14 protein-coding genes and 2 tRNA genes are annotated in these 15,887 nt (G+C 74.3%); 6 read left to right on the top strand and 10 right to left on the bottom strand.

Annotated elements, in window-relative coordinates; translation table 11 throughout:
* From MNY62_RS16875 to MNY62_RS16860, 4 genes are all read right to left on the bottom strand, one after another.
* A partial coding sequence (locus MNY62_RS16875) for a hypothetical protein (protein WP_242345355.1) occupies nt 1-241 on the bottom strand: 241 nt, incomplete at its 3' end.
* A gap of 43 nt (nt 242-284) precedes the next feature.
* Nucleotides 285-956 carry a methyl-accepting chemotaxis protein gene (locus tag MNY62_RS16870; protein WP_242345354.1) on the bottom strand — a complete coding sequence of 224 codons (672 nt, stop codon included), beginning with the start codon at nt 954-956 and terminating at the stop codon, nt 285-287.
* A gap of 9 nt (nt 957-965) precedes the next feature.
* The gene (locus tag MNY62_RS16865) at nt 966-1,679 is read right to left on the bottom strand and encodes a HEAT repeat domain-containing protein (RefSeq protein ID WP_242345353.1); all 714 of its coding nucleotides are present in this window, start codon (nt 1,677-1,679) and stop codon (nt 966-968) included.
* A gap of 53 nt (nt 1,680-1,732) precedes the next feature.
* Entirely contained in the window at nt 1,733-2,653 is a 921-nt protein-coding gene (locus MNY62_RS16860) for an aminotransferase class IV (RefSeq protein ID WP_242345352.1), read from the bottom strand.
* 129 nt (nt 2,654-2,782) lie between these two features.
* Between MNY62_RS16860 and MNY62_RS16855 the strand changes: the two genes are divergently transcribed.
* Together MNY62_RS16855 and MNY62_RS16850 are read left to right on the top strand one after the other, a co-directional pair.
* Entirely contained in the window at nt 2,783-3,172 is a 390-nt protein-coding gene (locus tag MNY62_RS16855) for a hypothetical protein (RefSeq protein ID WP_242345351.1), read from the top strand.
* A 109-nt stretch (nt 3,173-3,281) separates the two neighbouring features.
* Nucleotides 3,282-3,354, top strand: a tRNA-Lys gene (locus MNY62_RS16850).
* 23 nt (nt 3,355-3,377) lie between these two features.
* Here MNY62_RS16850 and MNY62_RS16845 read toward each other — a convergent pair.
* From MNY62_RS16845 to MNY62_RS16835, 3 genes are read right to left on the bottom strand one after another with little or no spacing between them, the layout of a single operon-like run.
* On the bottom strand, nt 3,378-4,382 hold the full coding sequence (locus MNY62_RS16845; protein WP_279426691.1) for an SDR family oxidoreductase: 1,005 nt from the start codon (nt 4,380-4,382) through the stop codon (nt 3,378-3,380).
* A complete protein-coding gene (locus MNY62_RS16840) occupies nt 4,379-4,624 on the bottom strand; it encodes a hypothetical protein (protein ID WP_242345349.1) in 246 nt (81 codons plus the stop codon). The genes MNY62_RS16845 and MNY62_RS16840 overlap by 4 nt, the downstream gene beginning before the upstream one ends.
* Nucleotides 4,625-4,676: 52 nt before the next feature.
* The gene (locus MNY62_RS16835; RefSeq protein WP_242345348.1) at nt 4,677-5,537 is read right to left on the bottom strand and encodes an endonuclease/exonuclease/phosphatase family protein; all 861 of its coding nucleotides are present in this window, start codon (nt 5,535-5,537) and stop codon (nt 4,677-4,679) included.
* Between the two features lie 258 nt (nt 5,538-5,795).
* Between MNY62_RS16835 and cysK the strand changes: the two genes are divergently transcribed.
* The 4 genes from cysK to MNY62_RS16815 all read left to right on the top strand — a co-directional run bounded on the left by cysK (nt 5,796) and on the right by MNY62_RS16815 (nt 8,795).
* The gene (gene cysK / locus MNY62_RS16830; protein ID WP_242345347.1) at nt 5,796-6,728 is read left to right on the top strand and encodes a cysteine synthase A; all 933 of its coding nucleotides are present in this window, start codon (nt 5,796-5,798) and stop codon (nt 6,726-6,728) included.
* A gap of 152 nt (nt 6,729-6,880) precedes the next feature.
* Complete coding sequence (locus MNY62_RS16825; protein WP_242345346.1) at nt 6,881-7,570, top strand: sterol desaturase family protein; 690 nt, start codon at nt 6,881-6,883, stop codon at nt 7,568-7,570.
* A gap of 63 nt (nt 7,571-7,633) precedes the next feature.
* Nucleotides 7,634-7,706 (top strand) — tRNA-Glu (locus MNY62_RS16820).
* Between the two features lie 360 nt (nt 7,707-8,066).
* The gene (locus tag MNY62_RS16815; protein WP_242345345.1) at nt 8,067-8,795 is read left to right on the top strand and encodes a hypothetical protein; all 729 of its coding nucleotides are present in this window, start codon (nt 8,067-8,069) and stop codon (nt 8,793-8,795) included.
* 199 nt (nt 8,796-8,994) lie between these two features.
* Here MNY62_RS16815 and MNY62_RS16810 read toward each other — a convergent pair whose 3' ends face one another.
* From MNY62_RS16810 to MNY62_RS16800, 3 genes are all read right to left on the bottom strand, one after another.
* Nucleotides 8,995-12,009 (bottom strand): BTAD domain-containing putative transcriptional regulator, encoded by a 3,015-nt coding sequence (locus tag MNY62_RS16810; protein ID WP_242345344.1) that lies wholly within the window; start codon nt 12,007-12,009, stop codon nt 8,995-8,997.
* Between the two features lie 434 nt (nt 12,010-12,443).
* The gene (locus MNY62_RS16805; protein ID WP_242345343.1) at nt 12,444-12,857 is read right to left on the bottom strand and encodes a DUF1801 domain-containing protein; all 414 of its coding nucleotides are present in this window, start codon (nt 12,855-12,857) and stop codon (nt 12,444-12,446) included.
* Nucleotides 12,858-12,887: 30 nt separating this feature from the next.
* Nucleotides 12,888-15,833 carry an ATP-binding protein gene (locus MNY62_RS16800; protein ID WP_242345342.1) on the bottom strand — a complete coding sequence of 982 codons (2,946 nt, stop codon included), beginning with the start codon at nt 15,831-15,833 and terminating at the stop codon, nt 12,888-12,890.
* Nucleotides 15,834-15,887 lie beyond the last annotated feature (54 nt).

Raw genomic sequence — 15,887 nt, 5'->3', positions numbered from 1 at the left:
GGTCGAGGTCGAGGTCGAGGTCGGGGTCGAGGTCGGGGTCGGGGTCGGGGTCGGGGTCGGGGTCGAGGTCGAGGTCGGAGTCGAGGTCGGGGTCGGGGTCGAGGTCGGAGTCGAGGTCGGAGTCGAGGTCGGAGTCGAGGTCGGGGTCGGGGTCGGGGTCGGGGTCGATGTCGAGGTCCCGGTCGCACCCGCCTCCGCCGGCGCACGCGGCGCCGACACCTCGTTCCGCCCGATCGCGCACGCGAGCAGCGCGGCGACGGCGATGCCCAGGGCTCCGCGGCGCCTCACGACTCGAGCCGAGCGTCCTTCTCGGCCGCGAGCGCGTCCAGCGCAGCGGCGGCGGCGGCCCGTGCCTCCGGCGCAGCGGCGGGATCGCGGAGGCAGGCAGCGGCCCGGGCGAGCTCGTCGCGCTCGCGCGCCTCGCGGTCGCGGAGGGAGTCGATCATCGCGCCGACGTCGTCTGCGAGATCGACCAGCAGGTCGCGGGCGCGCAGAGGCCGGATCGGCGCGAGCCGCCCCGCGGCGACGTCGCGGCAGGCGCGGCTCAGGACGAGCGCGGGCCCTGCGATCCGGTGCGTCACCACCACCGCCGCGACGAGCAGGCACGGCAGCGCGGCGGCGAGCACGACGGCGACGAGGCCGATGCGCCCACGGTCCTCCGCCGCGAGCGCCTGCGCGAGCGACTCGCCGGCGAGCGGATCGCCGAGGGCGACGACCCGGCTCGTCTCGCGGTACGCAGTCCAGAGGAGCCAGCCGAGGCCGCTCGAGAGCGCGACCGCGACGGCGAGCAGGTAGCTCGCGAGCCGGAGCTGCAGCGCGCCGTCGAGGAGGTAGTTGCGGAGCCTCCGGCGCGGGGGCTCTGCGGGCGGCACCACCGGATCGGGCGCGCCGGCCGTCTGCGGGGCGCCGGGCGAGGGCGGCGGAGTGGGATTGGGCCGGCCGGTCGCGGAATCCATCCCCTCCGTTTACCTCCCCCCGAGGCGCGCCGCGAGATCCTCGCACAGCGCCCGGGCGGCGGCGTCGAGGGCACGCGCCGCGTACGCGGCGACCTTCGCCTCGGGGATCGCGCCCGCCGCGGACAGGCGCGCGCCGCTCTCGAGCATCGCCGCCATTCGCCCGTCGCCGTCCACCGCCACGAGCGCCGCCCTGACGGCGACGACCGTACGGCCGGCGCCCGCGTCCACGTCGACGCGCAGCACCGTCGGCTTCAGCACCACCCCGCCGCGCTCGAGGACCTCCCAGCCGTGCGCCGTGATGTGACGCGCGATCGCCTCCCGCAGCGCGCTGCGCGCGGCGGCGCCGCCGGCGCTCCCCCCGGGCTCGTCGATGGAGAACGCGAGGCCGAGCACGTCGAGCGCGCGGGCCGCGGCGGCCCGCACGGCCCGATCCGCATCCGACCGGCGCGCCGCCTCGAGCTTTTCCCGCGCGCCGCGGCCCCCGAGGCGCCCCAGCGCGCCGGCCGCCGCGATGCGGACCGCGGGCGCGGCGTCGGACGCGAGCGCCTCGGCGAGCAGGGGGACGGCCTCGGCGTCGCCGCGCTGGCCGAGCACGATCGCCGCCTGCGCGCGGACCTTCACCGAGCCGTCCTCGCGGAGCGCGCGGGCGGCGTCATCGTGGGTGTCGGCGCGGGCGAACGCGGTGAGCGCGAGGAGGACGGCGCAGACTGCGATCCGTGGCATGCGCCGGCGAGTGTACGCTCGCCTCCTGCGATCGGGGGAGGCGATTCCTCCGCCTACCTGCGCACCCTCAGTCCTACAGGTCCGCCCGCGAGGCGGCGGAAGGCCTGGTGCAGCCGATAGGTGACCGGCCCCGGCCGGCCGCCGCCGACGGCGCTGTCCCCGAGCCGCGTGACGGGGAGGATCTCCCGCACGGTGGAGGTGATGAAGAGCTCGTCCGCCCTCTCCAGATCTTCCGGCCGGAGCGGCACCTCCTCGACCGGGACGCCCTCGGCTCCCGCGAGCCGGAGCACCACCGCCCGCGTCACGCCCTCGAGGATCCCGGCCGCGATCGGCGGCGTGAGCAGCCGGCCGCCCGCGACCGCGAAGACGTTGGACGACGAGCCTTCCGTGACGAACCCCGCGTCGTCGAGGAGCAGCGCCTCCTGCGCCCCCGCCGCGCGAGCCTCCCGGACCGCGAGCACGTGCGTGAGGTGCGCCCCGGTCTTCGCGGAGGGGTCCACCGCCTGCGGGGAGGCGCGCCGCACGCCCACGATCGCCGCGGGGATCCCGTCCGCGTAGGCGCGCGCCGGCGGTCCGACCAGCGGCTGCACGATCACGATGGCGAGCGGATCGACCGCGAGCGCGGGATCGAGCCCGATCTCTCCCGCCCCGCGCGTCATCACCACGCGGACGTACCGCTCGCCCAGGTTCCAGGGCGCCGCCGCCGGGTCCACCGCCTCGGCGCCGCGCGCGGCGGCGAGGGTGCGATCGATCTCCGCGGTCGTCCGGTGCGCGTCCCAGCGCGGCACGAGCCCGATGCGGGCCGCGGAGTGCGCGAGCCGGGCGAGGTGAGCCTCGAGCTCGAAGGGCCGGCCGCCGTAGGTCCGGATCACCTCGTACACGCTGTCGCCGTAGAGGAAGCCTCGGTCGAACACCGAGACCCTCGCCTCCGCCGGCGCGACGAGGGAGCCGTCGAGGTTCACGAGCGTGCGCATGCCCCAGTTCTAACCGGGGAGCGACCCGCGCGGTGGAGCGCACGAGTCCCTCACGCGCCGCCCGGGCCCCCGACGGATCCGGCCCGATTTCTTGACCCTGGGATCCCCCGGCGATATCCCGGGAAATCGATGGATGCCGCGGTCGAGTGCACGCACTGCAAGGTCCTGATGACGAGCTGGTCCGCGCCGGGCAGCGCGATCCGCTACTACCAGTGCCCGTTCTGCGCGCGGACGCACTCCTCGCTCTACGGCGAGGTGTTCAGGCGCCGCGCCGGGGCGCGCGTGGTCGAGGCCCCTGCCCGGGCCTCCGCGCCGGCCGAGATCCCGATGGCGAGCCCGGAGGACATCCGCTGGGCTCGCGTGAAGGCGAGCGCGGCGCAGTGGTTCGCGCGCGTCGAGGCGGACGAGCGCGCCTGCGCCCCGCGCGCCGCGACGGTGACGCGCGTCCCCGCTCCTGCCGTTCCCAAGCTGGCTCGCGCCCGCGCGGTGGCGGCAGTGCGCGCGAAGCGCAAGCCGTGACCGCCTCTCGCGGGGCGAGAGTTTCGCCCTCCGCGCAACTGCGGTGGCGCCCGCGGGGAAAATCGGTAACCTTGCCCGCGCCCGCGCGACCTGCGCGGCCGAGTCGCACGAGGCGCTAGCTCAACTGGCAGAGCATCGGCCTTTTAAGCCGGTGGTTCTGGGTTCGATTCCCAGGCGCCTCACTCCAACTCCCCCAGCGCGGTCGTCAGCCCGCCCCGAGCCGGCGCACGCCCCACCCGGCGACGGCCACCGCGGCGACGGTCGCGAGGATCGCCCCGCGCCGGAGCTGCAGCCACATCGAGAGGCTCCTCGCGTGCGCCTCGCGGTCGAACTCGCCGCGCGCGCCGGGGTCGCCCGGGACGGGCGCGTCGACGTCGTCGGGCCGGCCCGCCTCCGGCGGGAAGTCGGTCTGCTGCGCGCGGTAGCCGATCCTCCCGAGGTAGCGATCGAGGAGGCCGGGGATGACGAACTGGCCGAGGATCGCCCGCGCCGTGGGCCAGCCGAGCCAGAGCTCCCGCACCGGCCGGCGCGCCACGCGGAGCACCGCATCGGCGATGAGCTCCGGCTGGTAGATGGGCGGCACCGGCTTCGGGTGCCCCGGCAGCCTCGTGCGGACGAGGTCGAACTGCGTCGTGTTCACCGCGGGGAGGTGGATCATCGAGAGCTTCACCCTCGAGCGGTCGTGGTGGAGCTCGCAGCGGAGCGCGTCGGTGAAGCCGCGCGCCGCGGCCTTGGCGGCGCAGTAGGCGCTCTGGAGCGGGATGGAGCGATACGCGAGCGCCGAGCCGATCTGGATCACGTGCCCGCGATCGCGCGGGAGCATGTGGCGGAGCGCGGCGCGCGTGCCGTGGACGACGCCGAGGTAGGTGACCTCTGTGACGCGGCGGTACTCGTCGGCGGTCATCTCCATCACCGGCGAGAAGACGCTCACCATCGCGTCGTTGACCCAGAGATCGAGGGCGCCCCAGGCGCGCACCGCCGCGTCGGCCGCCGCGGCGACGGCGCGGTCGTCCGCGACGTCGGCCTCGAGGACCAGCGCCTCGCCCCCGGCGGCGCGGATCTCCGCCGCGGCGTTCTCGAGCGCCTCGCCCCCGCGCGCGAGGAGCCCCACCCGCGCCCCCTGCGCCCCGAACGCCCGCGCGATGGCGCGGCCGAGCCCCGCGGCCGCCCCGGTGACGACGACCACCCTTCCCTCGAACCTGCGCCTCACCCTTCGCCCCCGCGCTTCGGCGGGCGCCGGGCGGGGTGGTGGCCGTGCTCCACGGGCTCGCCCTTCCGGTTCTCGACCTCCTCGTCCCGGGGCTCGAGCGCCCCCTCTGGCGGGTAGCCCGGCGAGCCGTCCCCGAGGATGCGCGGCGTGCCATCCTCGAACCCGGGCGGCTTCGGCCCTGGCCCGCCCGCGAGCCCGGGCTCGGTCCCCTGCTCGTCCTTCGGCTTGCGATCGTCCGGCATGGAGCATCCCCCTCCTCCTCAAGGTGGGTCGTCCGCGCCGCCGGCGCGATCCTCACGGCAGGCGGAGGTCCAGCACGATCGGCTGGTGGTCGGACGCGCGCTCGATGTAGCTCCCGTGCTCCACCTCCGCGCGCACGACCGCGCCCGCGTCCGCCCGCGCGACGAGCAGCGCGTCGAGCCGCTCCGCGCCAGCGCCCGTGGACCAGGTCGTCACCCCGGGCGGGAGCGGATCGACGTACGCCCCGTCGGCGGAGAGCGGCGCGAGGGCCGGCGCGGAGGGCGGATCGTTGAGATCCCCGCCGGCCAGCACGACGGCGTCCGGATCCGCGACGGCGAGCGCGTCGGCGATCTCGCGCATGCGGGTCGCCTGCGCCGCGCGCCGCGTGCCGTCGTCGGAGAGACGCGAGCTGAGATGACTCACCACCATCGCCAGGCGCCGGCCGCCCGCGGCGAGGTGGACCTCCACGCAGTCGCGCGGCCAGAGCAGCCGACCCGCCGCGTCGCGCTCACCCGCGTGGCTCACGTAGCGCGCGATCGCCGGGCGCGAGAGCACCGCGACGTCGATGCCGCGCGGATCGTTGCCCTCGACGAGCCGGGCGTCGGCGTAGCCGGCGCGCGCCGCGAGCGCCTCGAGGAGCGGGAGGTTCTCGACCTCCTGGAGGAGCACCACGTCGGCGTCGATGCGGACGAGGACCGCCGCGAGCGCGCCGAGCTTCGCCTCGACCGCGGCGGGCGACGGGACCTCGTCCTCTGCGCCGGGCGGGAGGAGCCGGTCCTCGGCGTCGAAGAGATCGTGGACGTTCCAGGTGGCGATCCGCAGCGCGGCTCCGCCCGGCGCGCGCGCCGGCACGTCGAGGAGAGGTTGGCAGCTCGTGAGGAGCGCCGCGGCGAGCGGGGCCAGGGGGCGTCGCATGGGGCCGCCACGATGCAAGCGCGGCGCCTCGGCAGCCCGCGGGAGGGAGGAGCCGGCCCGAACGTTCGGGGACGCGCGGCGGGCTCCGGTGCGCGCCGCGGCCGGCGGACAGCGGCGTCGTCGCGATGTCTCCCTGAGTGCGAGTCCCGCTCCTGGCGCCGACGCCAGCCTCTGCTTGACAGGAACGGCGTCCGCTTTTAAAGATGGCGTCCGTTATAGCGGACACCCGCTTCCGGGGCCGCTCGCGGAGGAACACGGATGCGCATCGCGGACGACGTGACGAAGCTCATCGGCAACACGCCGCTCGTGCGGCTCAACCGCGTCATGGACGGCGCGCGCGCCACCGTCGCCGCCAAGCTCGAGAGCTTCAACCCCTGCTCGTCCGTGAAGGACCGGATCGGCGTCGCGATGATCGAGGCGGCCGAGCGCGACGGGCGGATCAAGCCCGACACGATCCTCCTCGAGCCGACGAGCGGCAACACCGGCATCGGCCTCGCCTTCGCCGCCGCGGCGAAGGGCCTCCCCATCGTGCTCACGATGCCCGAGACGATGAGCATCGAGCGGCGCAAGCTCCTGCTCGCGCTCGGCGCGAAGCTCGTGCTCACGCCCGGGCCCGAGGGCATGAAGGGCGCCATCAAGAAGGCGGAGGAGCTCGCCGCCGAGGACCGCCGCTACCTCGTGCTGCAGCAGTTCGAGAACCCGGCGAACCCGGAGATCCACCGGCGCACCACCGCCGAGGAGATCTGGCGCGACACCGACGGCCGCATCGACATCCTCGTCGCGGGGACGGGCACGGGCGGCACGGTCACCGGCTGCGCCGAGGTCCTGAAGGCGCGCAAGCCTGGGATTCGCATCGTCGCCGCCGAGCCCGCCGACTCTCCGGTCCTCTCCGGCGGCAAGGCCGGTGCGCACAAGATCCAGGGCTGGGGCCCCGGGTTCGTGCCGAAGGTGCTCAACGCGAACCTCATCGACGAGGTGATCACGGTCGGGAACGATCCGGCCGGCGAGATGGCGCGGCGCCTCTGCCGCGAGGAAGGCATCCTCTCCGGCATCTCCTGCGGCGGCGCCGCGTGGGCGGCGCGGGAGGTGGCGCGCCGGCCGGAGAACGCGGGCAAGCTCATCGTCGTGGTGCTGCCGGACACCGGCGAGCGCTACCTCTCGACCTGGCTGTTCGAGGAGAGCGCCCGCTGACGCCCCCGCCGCGCCCGCCCTCCGAGGGCGGCCCCCGCTGACGCGCTGCGGGATGGCATCTCCCGCGGCGCGTCCCGTTGCGACGCGGACGGCCGCCTCCTACCTTCCAGGAAGCAGGGCTCTCCTGCGTCCGACCGGAGGCAAGGCGGCACATGACGCACGCGTCGCGCGAGGAGCTCCGCGCCGAGCTCACCGGGCGCATCCCGAAGACGTACTCACCCACGCTGCACCTCGCGCTACCGACCCTCGGAGGCCTCGCGCTCGCCGGCCTCGCGCTGTCGCGCGTCGAGGGGCTGACCGCCTGGCAGCTCCTGCTCGTCCCGGTCTTCTTCGCCTTCGGCAACGCCGTCGAGTGGCACGTGCACCGCGGGCTCCTGCACCGGCGCGTGCGCTGGCTCGAGGTCTTCTACACGCGCCACACGCCGCAGCACCACGCGGTCTTCGTCGGGCAGGACATGGCGCTCCGCAGCGCGCGGGAGCTGAAGCTCGTGCTCCTCCCCGCGTACGCGGTCTTCGCCATCGTGGTCCTCACCTCCCCGTTCGCGCTCCTGTTCCTCCGGCTCGGCCAGCCGAACCTCGCCGCGCTGTGGGTCGCGACGGTCGTGCTGTACGTGCTCTCGTACGAGTGGCTTCACCTCGCCTATCACCTGCCCGAGGACAGCCCCATCGGCCGTACCCGCGCGATCGGGTACCTGCGCCGCCACCACCAGCTGCACCACGCGACGAACCTCATGCAGCGCTGGAACTTCAACGTGACGTTCCCGCTCTGGGACCACGTCCGCGGCACCGTCTACCGCCCGCGCGCCGCCCCGGCCCATCCCGCCGCCGTCCGGCGCGTCTGACACGTCGCCGCGGCGACCGCCGACCCTTTGACAGACGGCGCCTTGTCGGGTACTAGACCGCCCGACCCCATCGTCTAGAGGCCCAGGACTCGGCCCTTTCAAGGCCGCAACCGGGGTTCGAATCCCCGTGGGGTCACTGCGTAACGCGGCGCCGTCGCTGGCCTCTTCGGCGCCCCCCTCCCGTCTCTCTACAACGTCCCCCGCTCCAGAGCGGGTCGCGTCGCGCGGCGCAGCTTCACGTAGCGCTGGGTCGTCTCGCGGGCTCGCGCGGCGCTCGGCGACGTCGATCGGCCACCTCACATGCGAGCGCCTCGGGCGGTCGAATCCCGCTCGCAAGCGCCGAGGTGATCGCCGATCACCTCACCGTCCGAGTGAGTGAGCTCCGACGACCGAACGCCGACCTGCGCGTTCTCCTGTAGTACGGACGTGTCAGGCGTCGCGGGGTGCGCTGCGCGACATCCTCTCACCGGGAGGGCGGTTCATGCTTCGGAACTGTGTGTCATCCGTGTTGCGTGCCGCGACATGGTCTCACCAGGCGACGGATGCAGATTACCGCCGCCGGGAGGAACCGATGACATACGCAGACGTCAGCAACGGGCTCTCCTCGCCTGGGCGCGCGTTCACGAGACCTGTGATCGCGCCTGGCGAGCCCGCGCGGAAAATCGATGCCGTGCAGCGGCCGACCCTCCGCCGCATCCTCGGCCGCGATCTCGCGATCGCTGCCCTGTCCCTCGCGGCGCTCGGTGTGGCGCCTGCGCTGGCCGAGGATGACCTCCCGCCCTACGCCGGCTCGCACGATGACGCGTCGTACGGCGGCGTGACGCACGCCACGTACACGCTGGAGCTTCCGCGCGGCGACGGGGCGCTCTCGCTCGCGACCCGGTATGACGACACCTCTTACGGCGCCGGCGAGGAGGCGAGGCCCGAGCAGCGGCAGGCGCTCTCGTCGCGCGAACACGCGAAGCCCACGGTGCGCCTCGCCAAGTTCGTCATCAGCCCGTCCGCGAATTCGCAGAGCACGCCGTTCGAAACCTCGTCCGATCACGTGACCGCGATCAACGGCGTCCCGGGTTCCTCGCTGGACGTTCGAGAGGGCGCGCCGGTGCGAGCAGCCTTCGACGAGGCCATGGCGCACGCCGCCCGCGCGCAGGATGACGATCTCCCGCCGTACGCTGGCGCGCATGACGACGCGGCGTACGGGGACGCGTCGCACGCTCCGTTCTAGGGAGCGCTCCCGGCGTCGCCAGCACCTGGACCTCCACCATCCGCAGCGCGGGCGCTCGTATTGGCGCCCGCGCTCGCGACGTGCGGGATCCCTCCCGCGAGGAGCTTCGGCGCGCTCGACGCGGACTGACGGCTCCTGAACCCAGGCTGGCCGCGCCGGCGGGCTGCACCCGATCGCGAGCACGCGCTCACAGGTCCGCTCAAGCCGGGCGGGCACCGCCGAAGCCGGGATCGCACGCCGACACCCCGCGCGTCAGCGATTCCGCGCGGGAGTCGCCGGCCACGCGGGCACGGAGCGCACCGAGATGACGCTCGAGCCGGCGCCGGAGCTGACCGCGCGCGGTGATCACGCACGGCAGGACATCGTCGCCGGGCAGGAAGGAGCCCCGGTACAGCGCGACCGCGCGCTCGGTGAGCGCGAGCGCTTCGTCCAGCGCGCCGCGCTCGAGCCGACCGCTCGCGCGTTCGACGAGGCGCACGACGACGAGCGCATCCACGAAGCAGCGCTTCGGATCCAGCGTGAGCGCCCGCTCTTGCGCGGTGACGACGTCTGCGCCCACGAGCCGCCGCAGCCGGTAGAGAGTGGTCTGCAGCGCGTGGACGCCCGAGTCGCCGTCGGCGTCTGGCCAGAGCGCCTCCGCGAGCCGCCCCTCCGACACCTGGTGGCCCCCGAGCGCCACGAGCGCCTTGAGGAGGTCCAGCGGCCTGCGCTGGACCTTGCTCCGGAACCGGACCGGCTCACCGTGCAGCGCGACCTCGAACGCGCCGAGGGTGCGGACGCGGACCGGCCACGGCCACCCCTCGAGCAGCTCCACCCCCTGCGGCGCTGGCAGCGCTCCGCTGCGGACGAGCACGCGCGCCTCGTCGGGGTCCAGGCCCCGCTCGATCGCGGCGGCGCAGAGCTCGGCCAGGATCTCCGGCGAGACCCACGGCTCGGTCACCGTGCCGTGTGCGCGCGCGCACGCGAGGGCACGCGTCACGAGCTCGGGCCCGTGCGCGTCCCCTTCGCGCAGCGCCCACACGGCGCGGGGGACGAGGCAGCAGAGCTCGAGGAAGGGGCTCTCGAGCTCCCGGGCGAGCCGCTCCGCCTCCCCGAGGCGGGCGCGCGCCCGCTCGAGCGCTCCGTCCAGCATCCAGCCGACACCGGCGATGATCCGGCCGGAGCACTGGTACAACGGCACCCCGGCGCGCTCCGCGAGCATGATCGCCACCTCGCCGTGCTCGCGCGCACCGCGACCGTCGGACCTCCGGAGCGCTATGGCCGCGGCGACGTGCCGGAAGATGCAGGCGCTCATCCGCCGGCCAGGGACGGACGAGGCGCGCATCGCCGCCGCGTGCCGTTCCGCGAGCGCGAGGTCGCCGGCGGCGCACGCTGCGGAGGCGGCGACCGCGTGGATCATGAAGTCCCACACGTGCACCCCGGTCTCGCGCGAGAGCCCGAGCGCCCCGTCCAGCGCGGCGAGCGCGTCCGTCGGTCGCGCCGCGAGCCACGCGTTGAGTCCCACGAGCGCGAGCCCGATGATGCGCGTGAAGGGCTCCACTCCCGGGTTCAGGAGGTCGGCGCGGACCACGGCGATCACCGCGTCGCGTCCCTGCTCTCCCCACCACTGGTCTTGCAGGACGAGCACGCGCGCCGCCCGGGCGCGCACCGCCGGGTCCGAGCTCTCGAGCGCCACCTCGCGGACGTGATCCATCGATCGGGCCCGGGCCGGGCTGGCCGGCTGCCGGTACATGAGGGCCTCGGCGAACGCGATCGACACGAGCTCGGCCGTCGCGTCGTCCGGGAACTCAGGGTGGCGCCGCCGCAGCTCGTCGAACTCCGCGATCCAGCGGTCGAGCGGAGCGAAGTCGTGCCACTCGAAGAAGTACGCCTCGAGGACCGCCGCCCAGGCACGGTACTGTCCTGTGGCGTCAGCCGCCTCGACGAACGCCGCGTACGCACGCTCGAGGTGGGCGCGGGCCGCCGACACGTCACCCTCCATCGCGCTCAAGCCCTGCCAGAACAGGAGCCACGGCCGCCGCTCGCGGACGGGCTCGGGGATGCGGCCGATCCAGCTCGCGAGCGTCCTGCCCCGCCCCGTCCGGAACAGCTCGGGCGCGTGGCGCACGACGAGGTCCGCCAGCTCGAGCGCGTCCTCGCTCGCGGAGAGCAGGCCCACCGCGTCGTCGACGAGCCCGCGTGCGTCCAGGAGGGCCGCCGCGCGCACGCGCACGCGACGTCGCCGCTCGGGCGTGAGCGCGCTCGCGCCGCGGGCGAGGAGGAACTCCCGGAAGAGCGGGTGGAAGGCGTACGTCGGCTCCGCGTCGTCGGAACGGGAGGTGAAGTACCCGCGCCGCGCGAGGTCCGCCAGGATATCGGTCGCGGCGGCGACGCCGGTCAGGGATTCGGCGCTCGACGCCGGGATGTTCGGGAGGAGCGCGGCCTCGAGCAGCACCTGGCGCGTGACCGCGTCGGCGCGGTCGAAGACCTCGCCCGCGAAGTAGTCGAACACCGCCGAGGGTGTCTCTGCCGTCCCCCGTCCGTTACCGCGTGACCGGCCGGCGAGCATCAGCACGACCCCCGCCGCCCAGCCCTTGGTACGAGCGCGGATCCCCTCTATCCGTCCGTCCTCCTCTGCGGCGCCGCGGAGGCGCGCGAGCGCCGCGACCTCATCGGAGGCGAGCTGGAGGTCCTCCGCGTCGATCACCTCCAGCGCGCCGTTCGCGCGCAGCCTCGCGAGCGCGGGCGGGGGCGCCTCGCGCGCGAGGAGGAGCGTTCGCGCGCCCTCGGGCAGCTCGACGAGCGCCTCGCACAGCAGGTCGGGGAGCTCACAACCGGGCGGTACCTCGTGAAGGCCGTCGAGCACGACGGCGAACGGCACGTCGAGCCGGCCCCACAGCTCGCGGAAGAAGCGGCGCGCGAACGTCTGGAGCCCGCCGTGATACTGCGCGGTGAAGAGAGGAAGCGGGCGCCGGAACCCCGGTGCGGCGCGCCGCGACGCCTGGGCGAGGTAGTAGAAGAAGGTCGCGGGATCTGCGTCGCCGGAGTCGAGCTGGAACCAGAGGCAGCGCCGCATGCGCGCCGCCACGTAGCTCGCCGCGAGCGTCGTCTTGCCGGCGCCCGGAGGACCGGCGATCCAGATCGCCGCCGGCGCGGCGTCGAGCCGCGCGAAGAGCCGCACGCGTGGGACGATGGCAGGCAGCCGCGGGCGCGAGATCTTTGCGAGCGAGGCCATGCTTTCGTCGCTGAGGCGGCTCCGCCCTTGACGTGACCAGCACGCGCGTGATGCGCAAGGACGTCGACCGAGTCACCCCGCGTGACCGCGACGCAGGTCGAGCTGCCGCTTCACGAGAGAGCGGGAGCCGAGATGCGGCGCGAGGCTCGTCCGCCACGCCCGAGGGGCGACGGCGGGCGGCGCGCTCGCCGACCTCGGCGAGGCGGCGGTCGCTGCCGCCATGCGACGACCCGCAGGGCGGCGTTGGCATTCGGAGCGATACCGAAGAAGAACGACCGCCCTAGGACGGAGCGCGTCCCTGGATGCCGGGCGGCTAGCTCGGCTTCTCGTGACCCGCCCCGCAACATCCACTCCAGCGCGAACTGCTGCATGTCGCGTGAGCCTCGCCCGCCGAGCGGGGCACGTTGGCTTCAAGCGCTCCCGCGCGAGCCGGCTCACTTCTTCTTGGCTGCCGTCGAGCGCGCTCCAGAGTTGGCCGCCACCGCGGCGCGGATGAGCTGCTTGAAGGCAGCTTCGTCGAGCTCCTCCCCTTCGCGGAGGTCGATCGCACGCCGCGTGTTCCCTTCCAGGCTGGAGTTGAAGAGCTTCTTCGGGTCCTTGATGGAGGCTCCGCGAAAGAAGGTGAGCTTCACGACCTGCTTGTACGACTCCCCGGTGCAGACGCCGCCGTCATGCGACCAGACCGGGGTTCCCATCCATTTCCACTCTTCCTGGATGTCGGGGTCCGCATCGTGGATGATCTGACGGACACGAGCGAGGGTCTCTCCTCTCCAATCCCCCAGCTCCTGAATCCGCTTGGTGATGTTCGCTGACGCGGCCTCGCCGTTCGGACGACTCGTCGGCTTCATGGTCTCTTCGTTCCCTCGCTGCTGCTCGGCCTAGCTCGCCGGGTCGTTGCTCGGGGAGGCGGAGCCGCTCCCGTTCCCGCCCCGGCGCGCGCCACTTCGCGAGGCCACCCCTCGCGCGGCAGCGGCCTGGCGGCTCGGGAGCGCCACCGTGAACGTGCTCCCCATCCCCGAGGAGGACGACAGCTCCACGCGCGCGCCGATCACGGCGGCGAGATCCCTCACCACCGCGAGGCCGAGGCCGAGGCCAGGGACGTACTGCTCGGCGGCGCGGGCGCTGCGCTCGAACGGCTCGAAGAGCCGCGCCCGATCCTCCGGCGCGATGCCCGGCCCGGAGTCCGTCACCTGCACGCGGAGCTCGTCGCCGCGGCTCTCGATCCCGACCTCCACCGCGCCCGCGGCGGTGAACTTGATGGCGTTCCCCACGAGGTTCGCGAGGATGAGGCGCAGGAACCGGGGCTCCGTCTCGATCCACGGCACGTGGTCGGGCGCGCGGAGGGAGAGCCCGAGCCCCTTGTCCTCCGCCTGCGGCCGGCTCTCCTCGACGACCTTCGCGACCAGCGCCCCGAGGTCGACGTCCTCGACCTCCGCCGCGAGCCGCCCGCTCGCGAGCTGGGCCTGGTGCAGGAGCGCCTCGACGAGCCCGGTGAGCCGCGTCGCGGCGAGGGTACCGCGGCGCAGGATCACGCGCTGGTGCTCCGGGAGCGGGTGCTCTGCGTCCCGGGTGAGCCGCTGGAGCTGGAGGTGCAGGGTGGTGAGCGGCGTCCGCAGCTCGTGCGACACGAGGCGGAGGAAGTGGGTCCTCACCGCGCTCGCTCGCTCCGCGTCCTCCTGCGCCCGCCGCGCCACCTCGAGCGCGGCCTCGAGCTCGCGCTTGCGCGCCGCGAGCTCCCCGGCGAGCGCGACGACGTCGTGCGTCTGGGTGGCGAGCTCGCGCTGCAGGACCTCTCGTGCGCGCTTCATGGAGACCAGGTTCGCGACGCGAGCCCGCGCCTCCTCGGCGGCGAACGGCTTCATGAGGTAGTCCTGCGCGCCGTCGCGGAGGAGCTGGGCGCGGAGGGCGTCGTCCGCCCGCGCGGTGAGCACCAGCACCGGGACCGTGTCGAGCTCGCGGTGCCCGCGGATGGCACGAACGAGCGCGTCGCCGCTCATGCGCGGCATCATCATGTCCGTGACGACGGCGTCCGGCGGCCGCGCCAGCGCCTCGGCCAGGCCGGCCTCCCCGTCGGGCGCGGTGGAGACCTCGAACTCGCTGGAGAGGACCTCGGCGATGAAGCGGCGCATCTCGGCGTTGTCCTCCACGACGAGCACGCGCGGGCGATCCTGCCCTCCGCGCGAGACCTCGTCCGGAGTCTCCGAGGCCGCGCGGAGCTCCTCGACGACCCCCGCCCCGTAGTCGCCCTGCTCGCCCGCCACCTCGGAGGGGAGCTGCTGCTCGCGCGCCCGCGGCGGCAGGTGGACCGTGAAGAGCGCGCCTCCCTCGGGCGCGTCGCCCACCTCGATCCGCCCGCCGTGCAGCTCCACGAACTCCTTCGCGATCGCGAGGCCGAGGCCGGTGCCGCCGACCCGGCGCGCCGCGTCGTCCTCCCCGCGCGCGAAGCGGACGAACACCGCCTCCCGCTGCGCCTCCGGAACGCCGGGACCGCTGTCTGCGACCTCGATCGCGAAGCCCGGCGTGAGCTCGGCGCCTGCCGGAGGGCCGGCGCGCAAGGTGCAGCGGATCCGTCCCCCCGCCGGCGTGAACTTGAAGGCGTTGGAGAGGAGGTTGAACACGACACGCTGGAGCTTGCCGGGATCGACGCGTACCGGGAGCGTGTCGGGGCCCTCCACCGCGAACGCGGTGCCGCGCTCCGCGGCGAAGGCCTCGAAGTGCGCGGCGACGAGCCGGACGAGCCCCGCGACGTCCGCGTCCGCGAGCTCGAGCGCCATCTCCCCGGCCTCGAGCCTCGAGACGTCGAGCAGATCGTTCACGTGCTTCGCGAGCGTGCGCGCGTTCCGGGCGATGACCTCGAGGTCGCGCCGGGTCCCCTGTGGGAGCTCGGCGCCGAGGAGCTCGTCGGCGGGGCCGAGGATCAGCGCGAGCGGGGTCCTGAGCTCGTGGCTCACGTTCGCGAAGAACCGGGTCTTCTGGCGCTCGAGCTCCTTCGACTTCTCATAGGCGGCGCCCAGCTCGCCGAGCGTGGCCTCGAGCCGTGCGTGCAGGCGCGCCCGCTCCTCCTCCGCGCGCTTGCGCTCGGCCACGTCGCGGATGGCGGTGATGGCGAGCGAGCCGTCCTCGGTCTCGAGCGGCGAGAGGCTGATCTCGGCCGGGAACTCCGTCCCGTCCTTCCGGAGGCCGAAGAGCTCGAGGCGCCCCGCGCCCATCGGCCGGGTCCGCGGCGAGGCGAAGTACTCGGTGCGGTGCGCCGGGTGCGCCGCGCGGAAGCGCGCCGGGATGAGCGCCTCCACGCGCTGCCCGAGCAGCTCCTCCCGCGAGTAGCCGAAGAGCTCCTCGGCCTGCGCGTTCACGAGGATCACCTTGCCGCGCTGGTCCGTGACCACCATGGCGTCCGGCGCGGCCTCGAGGACGCCCTTCACGTACGACTCCACCTTCCTGCGGGCGGTGACGTCCCGGAGCGCGGTGATCGCGTACATCCCGTCCTCGGTCTCGAGGGGCGAGAGGCTGATCTCCGCGGGGAACTCGGTGCCGTCCCTTCGCAGCCCGTAGAGCTCGAGGCCGCCCACCGCGCCCATCGGGCGGGTGCGCGGGTCGAGGAAGTAGCCGTTCCGGTGGTGCGGGTGCGCCGCCCGGAAGCGCTCCGGCATGAGCATCTCGACGGGCTCGCCGATGAGCTCCTCGCTCCGGTAGCCGAAGAGCTTCTCGGCCTCGGCGTTCACGACGACCATGCGGCCGACGCGGTCCGTGATCACCATCGCGTCCGGCGCGGCGTCGAGCACGGCCTTGAAGCCCGAGGCGATGCGGGTTGCTGGCTCGGTCATCTCGGCCCTTGTGCCTGTAGTACCGGCGCGGGCGGTGCCATGACCTCTCGGGGT

The organism is Anaeromyxobacter terrae (genome assembly GCF_022690685.1).
Lineage (GTDB): Bacteria > Myxococcota > Myxococcia > Myxococcales > Anaeromyxobacteraceae > Anaeromyxobacter > Anaeromyxobacter terrae.
The sequence above is the reverse complement of the archived record's forward strand: the minus strand, read 5'-3'. Positions and strand labels throughout refer to the sequence as shown.

Bases quoted from the DNA above. Each gene is read 5' to 3' on its own strand.
- MNY62_RS16855 (WP_242345351.1), top strand. From the start codon at position 2,783: ATGGATGCCGCGGTCGAGTGCACGCACTGCAAGGTCCTGATGACGAGC.
- MNY62_RS16800 (WP_242345342.1), bottom strand. From the start codon at position 15,833: ATGACCGAGCCAGCAACCCGCATCGCCTCGGGCTTCAAGGCCGTGCTC.
- MNY62_RS16865 (WP_242345353.1), bottom strand. From the start codon at position 1,679: ATGCCACGGATCGCAGTCTGCGCCGTCCTCCTCGCGCTCACCGCGTTC.
- MNY62_RS16835 (WP_242345348.1), bottom strand. From the start codon at position 5,537: ATGCGACGCCCCCTGGCCCCGCTCGCCGCGGCGCTCCTCACGAGCTGC.
- MNY62_RS16870 (WP_242345354.1), bottom strand. From the start codon at position 956: ATGGATTCCGCGACCGGCCGGCCCAATCCCACTCCGCCGCCCTCGCCC.
- MNY62_RS16810 (WP_242345344.1), bottom strand. From the start codon at position 12,009: ATGGCCTCGCTCGCAAAGATCTCGCGCCCGCGGCTGCCTGCCATCGTC.
- MNY62_RS16840 (WP_242345349.1), bottom strand. From the start codon at position 4,624: ATGCCGGACGATCGCAAGCCGAAGGACGAGCAGGGGACCGAGCCCGGG.
- MNY62_RS16825 (WP_242345346.1), top strand. From the start codon at position 6,881: ATGACGCACGCGTCGCGCGAGGAGCTCCGCGCCGAGCTCACCGGGCGC.
- cysK (WP_242345347.1), top strand. From the start codon at position 5,796: ATGCGCATCGCGGACGACGTGACGAAGCTCATCGGCAACACGCCGCTC.
- MNY62_RS16805 (WP_242345343.1), bottom strand. From the start codon at position 12,857: ATGAAGCCGACGAGTCGTCCGAACGGCGAGGCCGCGTCAGCGAACATC.
- MNY62_RS16860 (WP_242345352.1), bottom strand. From the start codon at position 2,653: ATGCGCACGCTCGTGAACCTCGACGGCTCCCTCGTCGCGCCGGCGGAG.